Origin of the sequence: Streptomyces sp. I05A-00742, assembly GCF_013055795.1 — a bacterium.
Classification (GTDB): domain Bacteria; phylum Actinomycetota; class Actinomycetes; order Streptomycetales; family Streptomycetaceae; genus Streptomyces.
Genome location: NZ_JABETO010000001.1, coordinates 292,356 through 307,670, shown reverse-complemented (window position 1 = coordinate 307,670; position 15,315 = coordinate 292,356). Strand labels below are relative to the sequence as shown.

Annotated in this window: 16 protein-coding genes; 9 read left to right on the top strand and 7 right to left on the bottom strand. The window is 73.2% G+C overall.

All coding sequences use genetic code 11. From position 1 onward, the window contains the following. The first annotated feature begins 5 nt into the window (after window positions 1-5). On the top strand, window positions 6-497 hold the full coding sequence (locus HN013_RS32590) for a hypothetical protein (RefSeq protein WP_249374637.1): 492 nt from the start codon (window positions 6-8) through the stop codon (window positions 495-497). 68 nt (window positions 498-565) lie between these two features. Here HN013_RS32590 and HN013_RS01480 read toward each other — a convergent pair whose 3' ends face one another. Continuing rightward, window positions 566-1,036, bottom strand: a complete 471-nt coding sequence (locus HN013_RS01480) for an RICIN domain-containing protein (protein ID WP_212763794.1) — start codon at window positions 1,034-1,036, stop codon at window positions 566-568. Between the two features lie 284 nt (window positions 1,037-1,320). Between HN013_RS01480 and HN013_RS01475 the strand changes: the two genes are divergently transcribed. Then, window positions 1,321-1,923, top strand: a complete 603-nt coding sequence (locus HN013_RS01475) for a response regulator transcription factor (RefSeq protein WP_171162256.1) — start codon at window positions 1,321-1,323, stop codon at window positions 1,921-1,923. 37 nt (window positions 1,924-1,960) lie between these two features. On the opposite strand, the gene HN013_RS01470 is transcribed toward HN013_RS01475, so the two are convergent. The 4 genes from HN013_RS01470 to HN013_RS01455 form a co-directional block, all read right to left on the bottom strand. After that, window positions 1,961-3,181: a bifunctional RNase H/acid phosphatase gene (locus HN013_RS01470; RefSeq protein ID WP_171162003.1), complete on the bottom strand. Its 1,221-nt coding sequence runs from the start codon at window positions 3,179-3,181 to the stop codon at window positions 1,961-1,963. Between the two features lie 8 nt (window positions 3,182-3,189). Further along, the gene (locus HN013_RS33840) at window positions 3,190-3,933 is read right to left on the bottom strand and encodes a zinc ribbon domain-containing protein (protein ID WP_171162254.1); all 744 of its coding nucleotides are present in this window, start codon (window positions 3,931-3,933) and stop codon (window positions 3,190-3,192) included. A gap of 13 nt (window positions 3,934-3,946) precedes the next feature. After that, the gene (locus HN013_RS01460) at window positions 3,947-4,792 is read right to left on the bottom strand and encodes a Nif3-like dinuclear metal center hexameric protein (RefSeq protein ID WP_171162001.1); all 846 of its coding nucleotides are present in this window, start codon (window positions 4,790-4,792) and stop codon (window positions 3,947-3,949) included. A 125-nt stretch (window positions 4,793-4,917) separates the two neighbouring features. Continuing rightward, window positions 4,918-5,946 (bottom strand): ABC transporter substrate-binding protein, encoded by a 1,029-nt coding sequence (locus HN013_RS01455; RefSeq protein WP_171161999.1) that lies wholly within the window; start codon window positions 5,944-5,946, stop codon window positions 4,918-4,920. A gap of 269 nt (window positions 5,947-6,215) precedes the next feature. On the opposite strand from HN013_RS01455, the gene HN013_RS01450 reads away from it, so the two are divergent. Beyond that, window positions 6,216-7,298 carry a hypothetical protein gene (locus tag HN013_RS01450; protein WP_171161997.1) on the top strand — a complete coding sequence of 361 codons (1,083 nt, stop codon included), beginning with the start codon at window positions 6,216-6,218 and terminating at the stop codon, window positions 7,296-7,298. Window positions 7,299-7,560: 262 nt separating this feature from the next. Then, window positions 7,561-7,722: a hypothetical protein gene (locus HN013_RS01445; RefSeq protein ID WP_171161995.1), complete on the top strand. Its 162-nt coding sequence runs from the start codon at window positions 7,561-7,563 to the stop codon at window positions 7,720-7,722. Window positions 7,723-7,839: 117 nt separating this feature from the next. On the opposite strand, the gene HN013_RS01440 is transcribed toward HN013_RS01445, so the two are convergent. Then, window positions 7,840-8,706 (bottom strand): MaoC/PaaZ C-terminal domain-containing protein, encoded by an 867-nt coding sequence (locus HN013_RS01440; protein ID WP_171161993.1) that lies wholly within the window; start codon window positions 8,704-8,706, stop codon window positions 7,840-7,842. A 220-nt stretch (window positions 8,707-8,926) separates the two neighbouring features. Between HN013_RS01440 and HN013_RS01435 the strand changes: the two genes are divergently transcribed. The 5 genes from HN013_RS01435 to HN013_RS01415 all read left to right on the top strand — a co-directional run bounded on the left by HN013_RS01435 (window position 8,927) and on the right by HN013_RS01415 (window position 13,727). Beyond that, on the top strand, window positions 8,927-10,099 hold the full coding sequence (locus HN013_RS01435) for a sensor histidine kinase (RefSeq protein WP_171161991.1): 1,173 nt from the start codon (window positions 8,927-8,929) through the stop codon (window positions 10,097-10,099). Next, window positions 10,096-10,701, top strand: a complete 606-nt coding sequence (locus HN013_RS01430) for a DNA-binding response regulator (RefSeq protein ID WP_171161990.1) — start codon at window positions 10,096-10,098, stop codon at window positions 10,699-10,701. Before HN013_RS01435 ends, HN013_RS01430 begins: the two co-directional genes overlap by 4 nt. A gap of 186 nt (window positions 10,702-10,887) precedes the next feature. Next, entirely contained in the window at window positions 10,888-11,541 is a 654-nt protein-coding gene (locus tag HN013_RS01425) for a class I SAM-dependent methyltransferase (RefSeq protein WP_171161988.1), read from the top strand. A gap of 23 nt (window positions 11,542-11,564) precedes the next feature. Then, the gene (locus tag HN013_RS01420) at window positions 11,565-12,560 is read left to right on the top strand and encodes an N-acetylmuramoyl-L-alanine amidase (protein WP_171161986.1); all 996 of its coding nucleotides are present in this window, start codon (window positions 11,565-11,567) and stop codon (window positions 12,558-12,560) included. Window positions 12,561-12,818: 258 nt separating this feature from the next. After that, window positions 12,819-13,727: a DUF5336 domain-containing protein gene (locus HN013_RS01415; protein WP_171161984.1), complete on the top strand. Its 909-nt coding sequence runs from the start codon at window positions 12,819-12,821 to the stop codon at window positions 13,725-13,727. Window positions 13,728-13,814: 87 nt separating this feature from the next. On the opposite strand, the gene HN013_RS01410 is transcribed toward HN013_RS01415, so the two are convergent. Beyond that, the gene (locus tag HN013_RS01410; protein ID WP_171161982.1) at window positions 13,815-15,284 is read right to left on the bottom strand and encodes a M1 family metallopeptidase; all 1,470 of its coding nucleotides are present in this window, start codon (window positions 15,282-15,284) and stop codon (window positions 13,815-13,817) included. Window positions 15,285-15,315: the final 31 nt, after the last annotated feature.

The following is a 15,315-nucleotide window of genomic DNA, read 5'->3' as shown; positions in this document are numbered from 1 at the left end:
CCGCCATGAACGAATTCGCTGACGAGGCACGCTCGCGCGTCGCACACCTGCTCCGGATGGCCAATACGACGGATGACGAGGTGAGGGCGCGGCTCATCGCGTACGCCGACACCACGCCGGAGCCTCCGATCATGGACCGGGCGGGGATCGTCACCACGGGGTGTGCCCGGTGCCGGGGGACGGCGTGGCGGCGGCAGGACACGGAGGGGCCGGTCTGGGTGTGCGGGGCGTGCGGTCATGTGGAGGGGGTGACCGTGGAGTGTCCGCACTGTGCGGTCGCGATGGATCCGCCGCTGCCGGGCGCGCCGGATCTGTGGTGCTGCCCCGGGTGTCCGCGGACGGCGGCGACCGGGGAGGGGCCGCAGGACATCGAGGAGCGCGAGCGCAAACGGCTGCGGGCGGGGCGGCTGTTGGGGAGGACGGTCGTCGGGACCGCGATCATGGGCCCGGCTCCGCTGGGAAGCCCGGCTGCCCTCGGGAGGAGTGCCGGCGGCTGAGCGCCGCCGGGACGAAGCCCGGGAGGGCCCGGCACCGCCGCGGCCGTGCCGGGCCCTCCCGGGGCGGGTCATCTCTGGGTCCACCGCTGGTAGTTGCCGCCGTTGCAGTCGTGCGGGTACATGCTGGAGCCGTTGGTGTCGAGGCACTTGCCCGTCGACACGTTCTTCAGCTGGTACGGGTTGCCGCCGTGGAAGGTCCAGCGCTGGTAGTTGCCGCCGTTGCAGCCCAGGGCGTAGACCGAACTTCCGTTGGTGTCCAGGCACTTGCCCGTGGCCACGCTCTTCAGCTCGAAGGAGCCGGAGCCGCTGCGTATCCAGCGCTGGTAGTTGCCGCCGTTGCAGTCGTGCGGGTAGATGCTGTTGGTGTTGCCGTCGAGACACTTGCCGGTGGACACGTTCCGGTAGGTGTACGGCCCCGCCTGGGCGTCGGTGGTGCTCGCGCCGGCGGTCGGGGCGAACGCGGTGAGGGTGGCCGCCGCGGCCAGCGCGCCGGCGGCGAACAGGGCTTTCGGATGGCGCTTCTTGGACGTGTCGCGCACGGCAACCTCCGGTTGACTGGGGTCGGTGTCCGGCGGTGGCCGGGGCCGCCGCCGAGCCTGCCCGCACAGCTTCGCGGGTCCGGATGCCGCTCAGTAGTGCGAAAAGTAAGCGGTTAACCGTGCACCGCCACGGGGAGGTTGGGACACATGTCATGTGCTTACGTGATATTTCGCGGTGCCCTGCCCCCGTCGGTACGATCCGTGCGATCGGTACGAAGACGCCGGTTACGCGCGCACCGGCCGACGCACCGGCCGATGCACCGGCCGACAGGCCGGCGGTGCCGGTGATCCGGATCGTGCTCGCCGACGACGAGGCCCTGTTCCGCGGGGCGCTGGCCGCCCTGCTGGACCGGGAGCCCGACTTCTCCGTGGTCGCCGAGGCCGCCGACGGCCCGGCCGCCCTCGAAGCGGTCGCCGGCCACCGTCCTGACCTGGCGGTGCTGGACCTGGATCTGCCGCCGCTGGACGGGGTGCAGGCCGTCCGGGGCGTCCTCGGCGGTCATGACGCCCGGGTGGTGCTGGTCGCCCGGCAGGTCCGGCCGGGCATGCTCCGGCGGGCGCTGGCCGCCGGGGCGCGGGGGATCGTGCCGAAGTCCACCGACGCGGCGCGGCTGCCGGGCATCCTGCGCGACGTCCACGCCGGCGGGCTCTACGTGGACCCGCACATCGCCGCCCTGGCCCTCTCCGACGGGCACTGCCCGCTGACCGCCCGCGAGCTCGACGTCCTGCGGCACACCCGGCAGGGCCACGCCGTGCGGGCCATCGCCCGGTCGGTCTCCCTGGCCCCCGGCACGGTGCGCAACTACCTCTCGTCGGCCATGACGAAGCTCGACGCCGGCACCCGCCACGAGGCCGCCCGGCGCGCCTGGGAGGAGGGCTGGCTGTAACCCCGCGCCAAGCCCCGCGCCGGGCCCCTCCCCCGGGTCAGCGCAGGTGGGAGGTGTCGTTCAGCAGCCGCAGCGAGGTGTTGCCGTCCGCGTAGTACGCCACCGCCGACAACGAGGCCGCCGACAGCTCCATGCGGAACAGCGACTCGGGCGGCGCCCCCAGCGCCAGCCGGACCAGGGACTTGACCGGCGTCACATGCGACACCAGCAGCACCGTACGGCCCGCGTACCGGGCGAGGAGCCGGTCGCGGGCGAGGGCGACGCGGCGGGCGACGGCCGCGAAGCTCTCGCCGCCGCCGGTGGGGGCGGCCTTGGTGGAGGCGAGCCAGGCGTCCAGGTCCTCGGGGTACCGCTCCCGGACCTCGGCGAAGGTCAGGCCCTCCCAGTCGCCGAAGTCGGCCTCGCGCAGGCCCTCTTCGACGCGGACGTCGAGTCCGAGGCGGGCCGCCACCGCGCCCGCCGTCTCACGGCAGCGGCGCAGGGGCGAGCTGACGACGGCCTGGATCGTGCCGCGCGCGGCCAGCGCCGCGGCGACCGCCTCGGCCTGGCGGCGGCCGGCAGGCGAGAGCTCGGGGTCGGAGCCGCCGCTGCCGGAGAATCGCTTCTGCGGGGTGAGCGCGGTCTCGCCGTGCCGCAGCAGGACGAATGTCGTCGGGGCGCCGAGGTCGGCGGACGCGGCCCAGCCGAGGGGCGCGGCCTTCGGCTCGGAGTCGATGCCGGTATCGGTATCGGTATCGGCATCGGTACCTGAAGGCCTCTCCCCGACCGGCGCCGGATCCACCGGCACCCGGGCGTCGACGGCCCCGACGCTGGGCCGGGGGCGGCCGGAGGGCTCCCACGGGAGGCCCTTCTTCCCCGCGTCCATGGCCTCGTTGGCGAGCCGGTCGGCGTGCTTGTTCCGCTCGCGCGGGATCCACTCGTAGCGGACCCGGCCGGGCGGGAAGACCAGCCGGGCCCGGGCGGCCAGCGGCTTCATGTCCGGGTGCTTGATCTTCCAGCGGCCGGACATCTGCTCGACGACGAGCTTGGAGTCCATCCGGACGGTGATCTCCGCGTCCGGGTCGAGGGCCAGCGCGGCCTCGAGACCGGCGATGAGCCCCTTGTACTCGGCGACGTTGTTGGTCGCGGTACCGATGTACTCGGCGGCCTCGGCGAGGACCTCGCCGGTCGCCGCGTCGAGCACGGCCGCGCCGTAACCGGCGGGCCCCGGGTTGCCCCGGGAACCGCCGTCGGCCTCGACGACGAAGCGGTGGGCCATACCGCGGCCTACAGCCCCGACTCGGGGGTGCGGACCAGGATCCGGCGGCAGTTCTCGCAGCGGACCACCGCGTCCGGGGCGGCCGCGCGGACCTCGTTGACCTCGGTGATGTTGAGCTCCAGGCGACAGCCCTCGCACCGGCGCTGGTAGAGGCGGGCCGCGCCGACGCCGCCCTCCTTCTCGCGCAGCTTGTCGTAGAGCTTGAGCAGATCGGCCGGGACCGAACCGGCGACGATCGAGCGCTCCTTGGTGGCGGTGGCGACCTCGGCGTCGATCTCGGCCACGGCGGCCTCGCGGCGCGCGGCGGCGGCGTCGACCTTGCCCTGGACGGCCTCGACCCGGGCGGTCAGCTCGGTGACGCGCTCCTGGGCGGCCTCGCGGCGCTCCATGATCTCCAGGACGACGTCCTCCAGATCGCCCTGGCGCTTGGCGAGGGAGGCGACCTCGTGCTGGAGGTTCTCCAGGTCCTTCGGGGTCATCCCCGCGCCGGAGTCGAGCCGCTGCTGGTCGCGGGCGGCGCGCCGGCGCACCTGGTCGACGTCCTGCTCGGCCTTGGCCTGCTCGCGGGAGGTGTCGCTCTCCTCGGTCTGCGCGGCGACGAGGAGGTCGCGGTGCTGGGCGAGATCGCCTTCGAGGGCCTGGATCTCGGCGTGCTCGGGCAGGGTCCTGCGCTTGTGGGCGAGCTGACCGATGCGGGTGTCGAGGGCCTGGAGATCCAGGAGACGGATCTGGTCGGCGGGCGCGGCGTTCAGTTGGGGGCTCCTCTTACTGGTGATCGTTCGGGGCGGACGACGCCGCGTGGGCGGTCCAGGGGTCGGTGACGAGGCGCGAGACGTGGGTGCGCAGGCCCCAGTCGTGCCGGTCGGAGATCTCGTCGAGCTGGGCCGCGGCCTGCTCGGTCCAGGGCCACTCGGTGGCCCAGTGCGCGGCGTCGACCAGCGCGAGCGGGCTGTGCTGCTGCGCCTCGGAGGCGGGGTGGTGCCGCAGGTCGGCGGTGACGTACGCGTCGACGCCCGCGGCCCGGACCTCGTCGAAGAGGGAGTCGCCGGAGCCGCCGCAGACGGCGACCGTGCGCAGCACCCGCTTCGGGTCGCCGGCGACGCGGACGCCCTGCGCGGTGGCGGGCAGCCGGGCGGCGCAGCGCTCGCCGAACTCGGCGAGGGTCAGCGGGGCGACGGGCTCGCAGATGCGGCCGAGCCCGCGGCGCCCGGAGGGGTCGGTCGGGTCGGGTACGAGGGGGCCGATGACGCGCAGGTCGAGGGCGCCGGCGAGGGCGTCGGAGACGCCGGGGTCGGCGCGGTCGGCGTTGGTGTGCGCGACGTGCAGCGCGATGTCGTTCTTGATCAGGGTGTGCACGGCCCGGCCCTTGAAGGTGCCGGCCGAAACCGTGGTCGTCCCGCGCAGGTAGAGGGGGTGGTGGGTGACGATCAGGTCGGCGCCGAGCTTCAGGGCCTCGTCGACGACGTCCTGGACGGGGTCCACGGCGAACAGGACCCGGCGGATGTCGGCGTCGGGGTCGCCGCAGACCGTACCGACGGCGTCCCACTGCTCGGCCCGCTCCGGGGGCCAGAGGGCGTCGAGGGCGGCGATGACTTCAGACAGTACGGGCACGGGGAAAGGCTACCTGCCTCCCGGGCCCGGACGGCCTGCCTCCCGTCGGCCGCCCGCCAGGGGGCTGCCCGCCGGGCCACCGGCCGCCCGCCCGGGCGACTTCCCGCCGGGCCACCGACCGCCCGCTACTTGACGAGGAAGCCCCGCAGGTCGTCCAGGACGCTGTTCGCCGCGGTGACGCCGAGGCCGAGGTACCAGGTCTCGTCCTTGACGTCGTGGGCGCGGCCCTCCTTGACGGCGGTGAGCTTCTTCCACAGCGGGTTGTCCTCGGCGGCGTTCCGCTTGGTGCGGTCGGGGTCGCCGTAGACGCCGGTGAAGATCCAGTCGGCGTCGGCCTGGTCGATCTTCTCCGGGCCGATCTGCACGGCGAGCTCGTCCACCTGCTGGTTCTTCGGCCGGGGCAGGCCGACGTCCTTGAGGATGGTGCCGATGAACGACTTGCCCGCGTACAGCCGGGTGAACTGCGGCATGTAGCGGAGCATGGTGATGGTCGGCTTCTTGTCGCCGAGGTCCTCGCCGAGCTTCTTCGCCTTCGCCTCGTAGTCGGCGAGGTTCTTCTTGGCCTTCGCGGTCTCGTCGAGGGCCGCGGCGTTGAGGAGGTAGTTCTCCTTCCAGGTGAAGCCCGGGCGGACGGAGAAGACGGTCGGCGCGATCTTGGAGAGATCCTTGTAGTGCTTCTCGGCGCGGAGTTTGCTGCCGATGATCAGATCGGGGTGGAGGTTGTTGATGGCCTCCAGGTTGAGACCGTTGATCGTGCCGACGCTCTTGGGCTCGCCCGCGTCCTTCTTCAGGTAGGCGGGGATGCCGTCGCCGCCCTCGGCCGGCGCGTAGCCGACCGGCCGGAGGCCGAGCGAGACGACGTTGTCGAGCTCGCCGACGTCCAGGACCACGACCCGCTTCGGCTTGGTCCTGATCTCGGTCTTCCCGAGCGCGTGGGTGACGGTGCGGGGGAACTGTCCGGGGGCGGCGTCGGTGCCCATGCCCTTGGTGAGGTCGGCGGCCTTGCCGAAGTCCTTGCCGCCCTGGGCCACGTCCTTCGACCCGGCGCCGCCGTCCTTGCCCTTCCCGTCGCCGTCGGAGCCGCAGGCCGTGAGGGAGAGTGCGGCGGCGAGGGCGAGGGCTGCGGCGGCGCTGCCGCGGCGACTGAGGGGCATCGGGTCCTCCTGAGGGACGACGAGGTGCCGGGGAACGGCCCGGCCCCAACGGTTAGGGGACCCTTACTTTACGGGGACGGACCGGCCCAAGCACACCCACCCCAGATCCCCCCGACGAATCGGACAACCTCCACCCTTACGCGTGAAGCACCCTCACTCGCAGGGTGGGGCACGGAGGGCGAAAACTACGTTCAGTGCCGGAGGTGACGTTTCTCATGACGGTCTGTGCCCCTCAGAGCACTCCAGAGACCACTCCCCGGCGCGCGCCGATGGACTCCCGACGCCCCGCGTTCACCATCGCGGCCGACGGTTCCTACGCGGCCTGGCTCGCGCTCAGCCGCGCCACGGGCGGCTGGTTCCCGGAGCGCTGGACGCTCGACGGCCCCGAGCCGTACGCGGTCCCGCTGCCCGGCAGCCAGCCCGAGGAGCCGGACAGCGAGGTGCTGCCGCTCGCCGACGGGAGGGTGCTCATCCGGCGCCGGGTGGCCGAGCGGTACGCGCTGTCGCTGCTCTACCCCACCGGACCCGGCACCGGAGAGCTGCCGCTCGGCGCGATCGAGTGCCCGTACCTGTCGCTGCTGCCGCCCGCGCCGGACGGCCTCTCCGCGTACGCCCTGGTACACGGCGAGCGGACCACCACCCTGTGGCGCGTGTACGGCTCGGCGTCCGGCCCCGAACTGCTCGCCCGGGTCCCGGGCCGCTGCTCGGGCGGCGCCTGGCTCGACCGCCCCGGGCGGCTGCTCGCCCTGGACCGCGAGCTGGACGGGCTCACCAAGGCCGTCGTCGTGGACCTCGGGCGCGGCGGGGAGACCACGCCGCTGCTCCAGATCGCGGAGAAGAGCAACGACCGCCTGGTGCTCGCCGACCCCGACAGCGGCCTGCTCCTCGTCCGCTCGGACGCGCCCGGCGAGGAGCGGCTGGGCTGGGGCGTGCTCGGGTCCGCGCGGCCGGTGCGCTTCCCCGAGTGCCTGCGGCAGTCCGGCGCGGCGGTGACGCCGTTCGCCGCGCAGCCGGGCCAGACCCTGACCCCCGAGGTGTGCTCGGTGGCGTTCCGCGTCGACCGCGAGTCGGGCACCTCGGTGGGCATCTGGCGGCCCGCGGAACGGCAGTTGCGGCAGTTCCCCGGCCCCCTGGGCTGGGTGGCGGGGGCCGGGCTGTGGACGGCCGACGGGGAGCTGCGGCTGCCGTACGTGACGCCGCACGTGCCCTGCGGGCTGGCCCGGCTGCGGCTGCCGGACCCCGACGAGACGGAGCTCGGCGGCGCCGCCGGCGAGATGACGGAGAACGGAGAACCTCCGGCGCCCCGGCCGGTGCCGCTCCAGCAGGCGCCGCACGCACGGGCGGCGCGGTAGGGGCGCCGGGTCCGGGCGTCCTGCCCCTCTTCCTCCCCGTACGGGCGGCGCGCTTGTCCGTACATACCGGGCGGCCGGACGGCCCCCGGGGGGTGGCTCACGCGATCAAGGTCCCGTTAGACTTCGGGGCCGGGGGTTGCGCACGTGGTACCGGCGGAGCACCGCGGTGCGCCGAACGACCGCGCGCGGTACGGGCGTTGACCGACGCCGCGGCCCCCGACGCGCAGAGCACGCACCCACATCCCACGGAGTGACTCCCGACATGTCCGAAGTCCGAACCGACACGACCGAGGCGCGCCCCCTGCAGGCGGCGTCCGCCCAGGCCGCATCCGCCGGCTCCGGCAGGCACCGCGGTCCGGCGTCGTCCGACGACGCCAGCACCCCCGTCCACGGCAAGCACCGGCGCACCGCCGACGCCGGCTGACGAGCGTCACGGCCCCGGCCGGTGCGGGTTCCGGAACGGTCCCGCTCCCGGCCGGGGCCTCGCCGTTCCCGGAGCGGGCCACTGCCGGACGCGTCCCGGATGTGTCCCGGACGGGTCTCAGACGTGCTCGACCACCGTGTCGGAGAGCACCTCCACGCCGTCCCGCTCCACGACCGTCACGGACACCTGGATCCGCCCCGGCCCGGGCGCGTCCCGCCACATCCGCACCCGCAGCGTCTCGCCCGGGTAGACGACGCCCGAGAAGCGGGTCGTGTACGAGCGGACCCGGGCGACGTGTCCCTCCAGCGCGGTGTCCACGACCGCCTTGAGCGCCATGCCGTACGTGCACAGCCCGTGCAGGATCGGCCGGTGGAACCCGGCGCGGGCGGCGAACTCCGGGTCGGCGTGCAGGGGATTCCAGTCCCCCGACAGCCGGTAGAGCAGCGCCTGGTCCTCGCGGACGGCGCGCTCCACGGTCAGGTCCGGTGCGCGGCCGGGCAGTTCGAGCCGGGCGCCGCCGCCGCGCTCGCCGCCGAAGCCGCCCTCCCCGCGGACGTAGATCTGCGCGTCGCTGCTCCACAGCGGCCCGTCCGCGTCGTCGACGTCCGTACGCAGCACGATGACGGCCGCCTTGCCCTTGTCGTACACGGCGGCGACGCGGGACGTCTGGGTGACGGAGTCGCCGCGCACGGGAAGGGGCCGATGCAGGGTGATCGTGTGGCCGCCGTGCAGCACGCGGGCCAGGTCGACCTCGATGCCGGGGGTGGAGAGCCCGCCCGCGAGGGCCATGCCGCCGCCCGCCACGGTGGCGAAGGAGGGCAGGACATGGAGCCCGCTCTCCAGGGTGTAGCGCAGCTCGGCGGGGTCGGTGGCGGGGACGCCCGCGCCGATGCCGAGGTGGTAGAGCTGGACGTCCTTGTGGTCCCAGGAGAGCGGGACGGTCCGCGGCTCGGCGGCCGTGGCCTTGGCTGCGTCGATGGGCATGGAGGGGGACTCCTTCGCCGGCACGGGAACGGGGGGGCGGCTTCTTGATGGGCCGAACGAGAACGTGTTCCACAGACCGGACCCTTATAACCGCTCCGGCGCGGCAGAGGAAGACACCGGGCGGCGGAGAGGGGACGCCGCCCGTCGGGACAAATGTCACCGCCACCGCCGGACATCCGTGTCTGCCCAGGTCAGGAGCGTGCTGCTTAGGATTCGACGTATGAAGAGCATGTCCGAGGAAATCGAACGCATGAAGGCGCCCGAGAGGAAGGCGTTCATGCCGTGGCTCTTCTCCCTCACCGGTGACGTCATCGACATGGCCCTCGGCAACATGCCGTTCCCCTGGCTCGGAGCCCTGGGCCTCCTGGCCTTCGTGGGCCTCTACGCGACGGCCGTGTTCAGCGCCCTCGACGAGCGGCGGCGGCGGACCCGGGTGCCCGTGCTGGCGCTGGTGGGGCTCGCCGTGGTCTCGTACGCCCTCAACTTCGGCTACCTGGACCACTGGCAGATGTGCTTCCCCCTGCTGTCCGTCGCCACCGGCGTGGTCCTGCGCGACCGGGGCCGGGTGCTGGCCGCCGCCCTGGGCACGCTCGGCCTCACCTGTGGGCTCACCTGGTTCTTCCGGCCCGACGGCGACAGCACGGGCAGCATCCTCGCCGTCAGCTGGGGCAGCGCCCTGGGCGGGCTGGTCGCCGCGGCCGTCCTCAACCTCTTCGAGGCCGTCACCACCCTGCGCGACACCCGCGAGGAGCTCGCCCACGCCGCCGTCGAGCGCGAACGGCTGCGGTTCTCCCGCGACCTGCACGACCTGCTGGGCCACACCATGTCCGTGATCGTGGTCAAGGCCGAGGCGGTGCGCCGGCTCGGCCCCCGCAACCTGGACGCCGCGCTCGGCCAGGCCGCCGACATCGAGGCGGTGGGCCGCCAGGCCCTCACCGAGATCCGCGAGGCGGTCACCGGCTACCGCGAGGGCAGCCTCACCACCGAGCTCGACAACGCCCGTTCGCTCCTCGACGCGTCCGGCATCGGCGCCGAGATCCGGCAGTCCGGCCCGCCGCTCCCGCCGCAGACCGGCGTCCTGCTGGGCTGGGTGGTCCGCGAGGGCGTCACCAACGTCGTCCGGCACAGCGGCGCTTCGCGCTGCGAGATCGAGGTGCGCGGCAAACCCGACCGTGTCCATTTGGAGATCATCGACAACGGGACCGGCGTAGGCTCGGCCGGGAACGGCGACACGTGCGGCAACGGGCTCAAGGGCCTCACCGAGCGGCTGGCCGCCGCGGGCGGTTCCCTGCGGACCGGGCCCGACGGGCGGCGCGGCTTCCGGCTCGTCGCCGAACTGCCGGTGGACGACGAGGCGGACAACAGGAACGGCAAGGAGGAACGAGCCGCGTGATCAGGACACTGCTGGCCGAGGACCAGGGGATGATGCGCGGCGCGCTCGCCCTGCTGCTCGGTCTGGAGGACGACATCGAGGTCGTCGCCCAGGTCGGCAACGGCGACGAGATCCTGCCCACCGCCCTCGACGTCCGCCCGGACATCGCCCTCCTCGACATCGAACTCCCCGGCCGCAGCGGCCTCGACGCCGCCGCCGACCTCCGGCTGCGGCTGCCCGAGTGCCGCGTCCTCATCCTCACCACCTTCGGCCGGCCCGGCTACCTCCGCCGCGCCATGGAGGCCGGCGCCTCCGGCTTCCTCGTCAAGGACGGCCCCGTCGAAGACCTCGCCGCCGCGATCCGACGGGCCCTCGCCGGTGAACGCGTCATCGACCCCGCCCTCGCCGCCGCCGCGTTGAGCGCCGGGCCGAATCCGCTGACCCAGCGGGAGCGGGATGTGCTGTCCGCTGCCGTGGACGGGGCGACGGTGGCCGATATCGCGGCGAAGGTGCACTTGTCGCCCGCGACGGTGCGGAATTATCTGTCCGCCGCCATTGGGAAGACGGCGACGCGGAATCGGATGGAGGCGGTGCGGGCTGCGCGGCAGAACGGGTGGTTGTGAGGGTGCCCCGGTCCCGCCCTTTCGCCGATTCCTGGGGGGCCAGCCCCCAGCCCCCCTGAAACCGCGCTCCGCGCGGTTGTCCTCAAACGCCGGACGGGCTGAGATAGCCCGTCCGGCGTTTGAGGACAGCGCGCGCAGCGCGCTTCGGGGGGTGCGGGGGCACAGCCCCCGCCACCCCGTGGCAGCATGCCACCCATGCCTCCGCACCCCGAAACCCTCGCCGCCTTCGAAGCGGCGAACGGCTTCATGCCGCAAGACGAGGGCCTCGCCCTCCACACCGCCGCCACCACCGCGGCAACCCTCGGCCACCCCCTCCTCGAAGTAGGCACCTACTGCGGCCGCTCCACCATCCTGCTCGCGGACGCGGCCCGCACCGCGGGGACGACGGTCGTGACGGTGGACCACCACAGGGGCAGCGAGGAGCAGCAGCCGGGCTGGGAGTACCACGACGCGGAGCTGGTGGACGACAGCCCGGGCGTGGGCAGGATGGACACGCTGCCGACGTTCCGCAGGACGCTGTACCGGGCGGGGCTGGAGGAGTACGTGGTGGCGGTCGTGGGCCGCTCGCCGCAGGTGGCGGCGTTGTGGGGGCGGCCGCTGGGGCTGGTGTTCATCGACGGCGGGCACACGGACGAGCACGCGACGGCGGACTACGAGGGATGGGCGCCGCACCTGGTGCAGGGCGGGCTGCTGGTGATCCACGACGTTTTCCCGGACCCGGCGGACGGCGGGCAGGCGCCGTACCGGGTGTATCTGAGGGCGCTGGAATCCGGTGAGTTCACGGAGGTCTCTGTGACGCGTTCGCTGCGGGTTCTCCGCCGGACGGGCCCCACTGCCTGACGGGCGGCGCTAGCATCGCCCGAGTGTCCTACGGCAGCTCTTCCCGTCACCCCCGCCGTCCCCGCCGCCAAGGCGGCCTCCGCCGCGCCCGGCCGGCCGTCGCCGTTCTGACGGCGTTGCTGCTGGCGGGGGCCACCGGGTGCAACGACAGCGACCCGGCCGACGACGCCAAGGCGTCCGCGCCGGGCAGCGGTTCCCCGTCCCCCGCCGCGTCGGCCGGCGGCCGTGGCCCCGCCACGTCCGCCCCGTCACAGCGGCCCCCCGCGGCGAAGAGCGCACCGGCGTCCCCGCCCGAGTCCTCCGCCCCGGCGAAGCCTCCCGCCCCGCCCGCCGCCGACGGGCCGCTCAGAGGCAAGGTCGTGGTCATCGACCCGGGACACAACATGCACAACCAGCAGCACACCGCCGAAATCGACCGGTCCGTCGACATCGGCACCGGCCGCAAGGAGTGCGACACCACCGGCACCTCCACCAACTCCGGTTACGCGGAGGCGACGTTCAGCCTCGACGTCGCCCACCGCATCCGGAAGATCCTCCAGTCGCAGGGCGCCACCGTCACCCTCACCCACGACGGCGACCGGCCGTTCGGCCCCTGCGTGGACGAACGGGCCGCGATCGGCAACAAGGCCCACGCCGACGCGGCGCTCTCCGTGCACGCGGACGGCGCCGCCCCCGGGCAGCGCGGCGTCCATGTGATCCTGCCCGCCAAGGTCAAGGGCGGCCGGGCGGACACCGCCCCGATCGTGGAGCCCTCGAAGGAGCTGGGAGAACGCGTTCTCGGCCGGTTCGTCCAGACCACCGGCAGCATCCCGTCCAACTACATCGGCCACAACACCGGGCTGGACGTACGGGGCGACCTCGGCGGCCTCAACCTCTCCACCGTGCCGAAGGTGTTCATCGAGTGCGGCAACATGCGCGATCCGCAGGACGCCGCGCAACTGACCGACGACGGCTGGCGGCAGAAGGCGGCGCAGGGAATCTCCGACGGGATCCGGGAGTTCGTGCTGAGCCGCTCCTGAGCGGCCGGCCGCGGATGTGATCCGTCCGCCCCGACCCCCCGGGGCAGTGAGCCGACGGACTTTACCCGAGCCGTATAACGGCAGGCCACGGCCGTGTCACGAGGGCGAAACGAAGAGACGCCCCGGGCATCGGGGCGATAGGTTCCCCCGTACGATGGGGGGCCGCTCTCCTCGGAGCCCCGTCTCGCGCCCCGGCGGTATCACGAGACCGATGACCCACAACCGACAGTTGCTGACGGCACAGACAAAGGATTTCAGGTGAACATCCGCTCCCTCACTAGAGGCGACGGCGTGGTGATCGGAGCAGCGGTACTGCTGTTCATTGCCTCGTTCCTCGACTTCTTCTCCTTCAAGTGCGAGGCCGCCTCCTCGGGGCTCCCGTACTCCGGCCGCTGCAACGTCGACAACCCGAACGGCTGGGAGTCGGTCCTCTTCCCCGTCCTGCCGTCGATCTTCCTCGCCGGCGTCCTCGCAGCCGCGCTGATCGTCACCGCCCGCTTCCTGCCGGCGGACCGCAAGGTCCTCGGCATGGGGCTCGACCAGTGGGGCACGGCCTTCGCCGTGTTCGCGGCCTGGTCCTCGCTCTGGGCGCTCGGCGGCGGCGGTGACCTCAACTCTCCTGGCGTCGGTCTCATCCTGGGCCTGATCGCCAACCTGGTGATGGCCGCTGCGGCCCTGTTCACCCCGCGCCTCCCCGCCCTCAAGGCTCCCCTCCTGGGCGCCCCCACCCCGCAGGTCGCGTCGCCGTACGGCACCGGGGCCCACCCCGGCTACGGCTACCCGGGCCCGGGCGGCACCGGCGCCGCTCCCTCCCCCTACGGCGGGCAGCCCTACGGCGCCCCGCAGCAGGCCGACCAGACCGGGCCCCAGGCGGCGGCCCAGCCGGCCGGCGGCACCCCCGGTGCTCCGGCGGCCGGTGACCCGGCCCCGGCTCCGGCTCCGGCTCCGGCCCAGGCGGCGGGCGCCCCGGACTTCGCCCCGTTCTGGTTCGCGGTACCGGTCGCCCGGCCGCTGTTCCCCGAGGACGGCGGTCAGGCGCCGATCGCCGAGCTGGCGCCCGGCACCTGGTACCTGGCGGTGGACCAGCGCGGTCAGGCGCTGGTCGCCCAGACCCAGGACGGCCGCCGCGGCGTGCTCCAGGACACCTCGGGCATCCAGCGCGGCTGACGCCGCCCGCCCGGACTCCGTCCGTCCACCGAAGGCCCACCGGGATTCCCCCGGTGGGCCTTCGGCCGTTCCCGGTACCGGCCGTTCTCAGCGGTGGTCCGGCTTGGCGGCCTTGAAGAGCCAGGTGTCGAAGAGGCCGCCGAGGTCCTTGCCGGACGTCTTCTCGCACAGCTTGATGAAGTCGTCGGTGTCGGCGTTGCCGTGCCGGTGCTCCCGCGTCCAGGTGCGGAGGATGGTGAAGAACGTGGTGTCGCCGACCGTCTCGCGCAGCTTGTGCAGCACCATGGCGCCCCGGCCGTACACGGGCTGTCCGGAGATCGTCTCGGCGGTCGGATAGGCGGGTGAGAACGACCAGACGTCCTCTCCCTCCTCGCCCTGGCACTCCTCGTCCTTGCCGTCGTAGCAGTCGTCGAAGGTCTGCCGCTCGGTGCGGCCCTTCTCCTGCTGGGCCACCCACATCCATTCCGCGTACTGGGCGAAGCCCTCGTTGAGCCATATGTCCCGCCAGGTGCGCGGGGTGACGGAGTTGCCGAACCACTGGTGGGCCAGCTCATGGACGATGATCTTGTCGCTCGGCGGCTTCTCGTAGTACGGCTTGGTCTGGGTCTCCAGCGCATAGTGGATGTTGGGGTTGCGGTCGATGACGCCACCGGACGAGGAGAAGGGGTACGGGCCGAACAGCTTCTCCTGCCACGCGAGGACCTTGGGCACCATCTCCCTCATATGCCGTCCCGCCGCGTCCTCCCCTGACGCGTAGGCGATGTACACCGGCACCTCGCGCTCCGCGGCCGTGGTCTCCAGGACCCCGAACCGGCCGACGGCGACGCTCGCCACATAGCTCGCCATGGGCTCGCCGTTGTGCCAGCGGAAGACGGTCCAGTCGTCGTCGTCCTCGTCCTGCACCTCCTCCTTGCCCTTCAACTCGCCGTTGGCGACGGCGGTGTACCCCTTGGGCACGGAGACGGTGAAGTCGTACGTCGCCTTGTCCGAGGGGTGGTGGTTGCCCGGGAACCAGGCCATCGAGCCCTCCGGCTCGCCCAGGCCGACGGCGCCGCGGCCCGTCCGGATCCAGCCCTCCTTGGAGCCGTCCCGGTCCTGGATCACCTTGGGCTTCCCCTCGTAGGCGATCTCCGTGCGGAACGTCCGGCCCTTGTCGAGGGGATCGGCGGGCTCCACCTTCAGCTTGTTCCCCGAGCGGGAGGTCTTCGCCGCCTTCCCGTCGACCGTCGTGTCCGTCACCCTCAGGCCCGCGAGGTCGAGGGTGAACGAGCCGAGGTTCTTGGTGGCGCGCGCGGTGATGACGGCCTTGCCGTCGAGGTCGTTGGCCCCGGGCTCGTAGTCCAGCTCAAGGTCGTAGTGCTCGACCTGGTAACCGCCGTTGCCCAGGGAGGGGAAGACGGGATCGCCGACGCCGGTCCCGCCCCCGACCGGTCTCCCGCTCCCACCGCCACCTCCGCACCCCGTCACGAGCGCGAGGGCGAGGGCGGCGGGCAGGGCGCGGCGCACCAACGGGCGGCGGGCGGCGCGGTGTCCGGGATCTTCCGTCGTCCGGTTCATGGGAGCCATGCTGTCATCGGCGCCCCGGCGG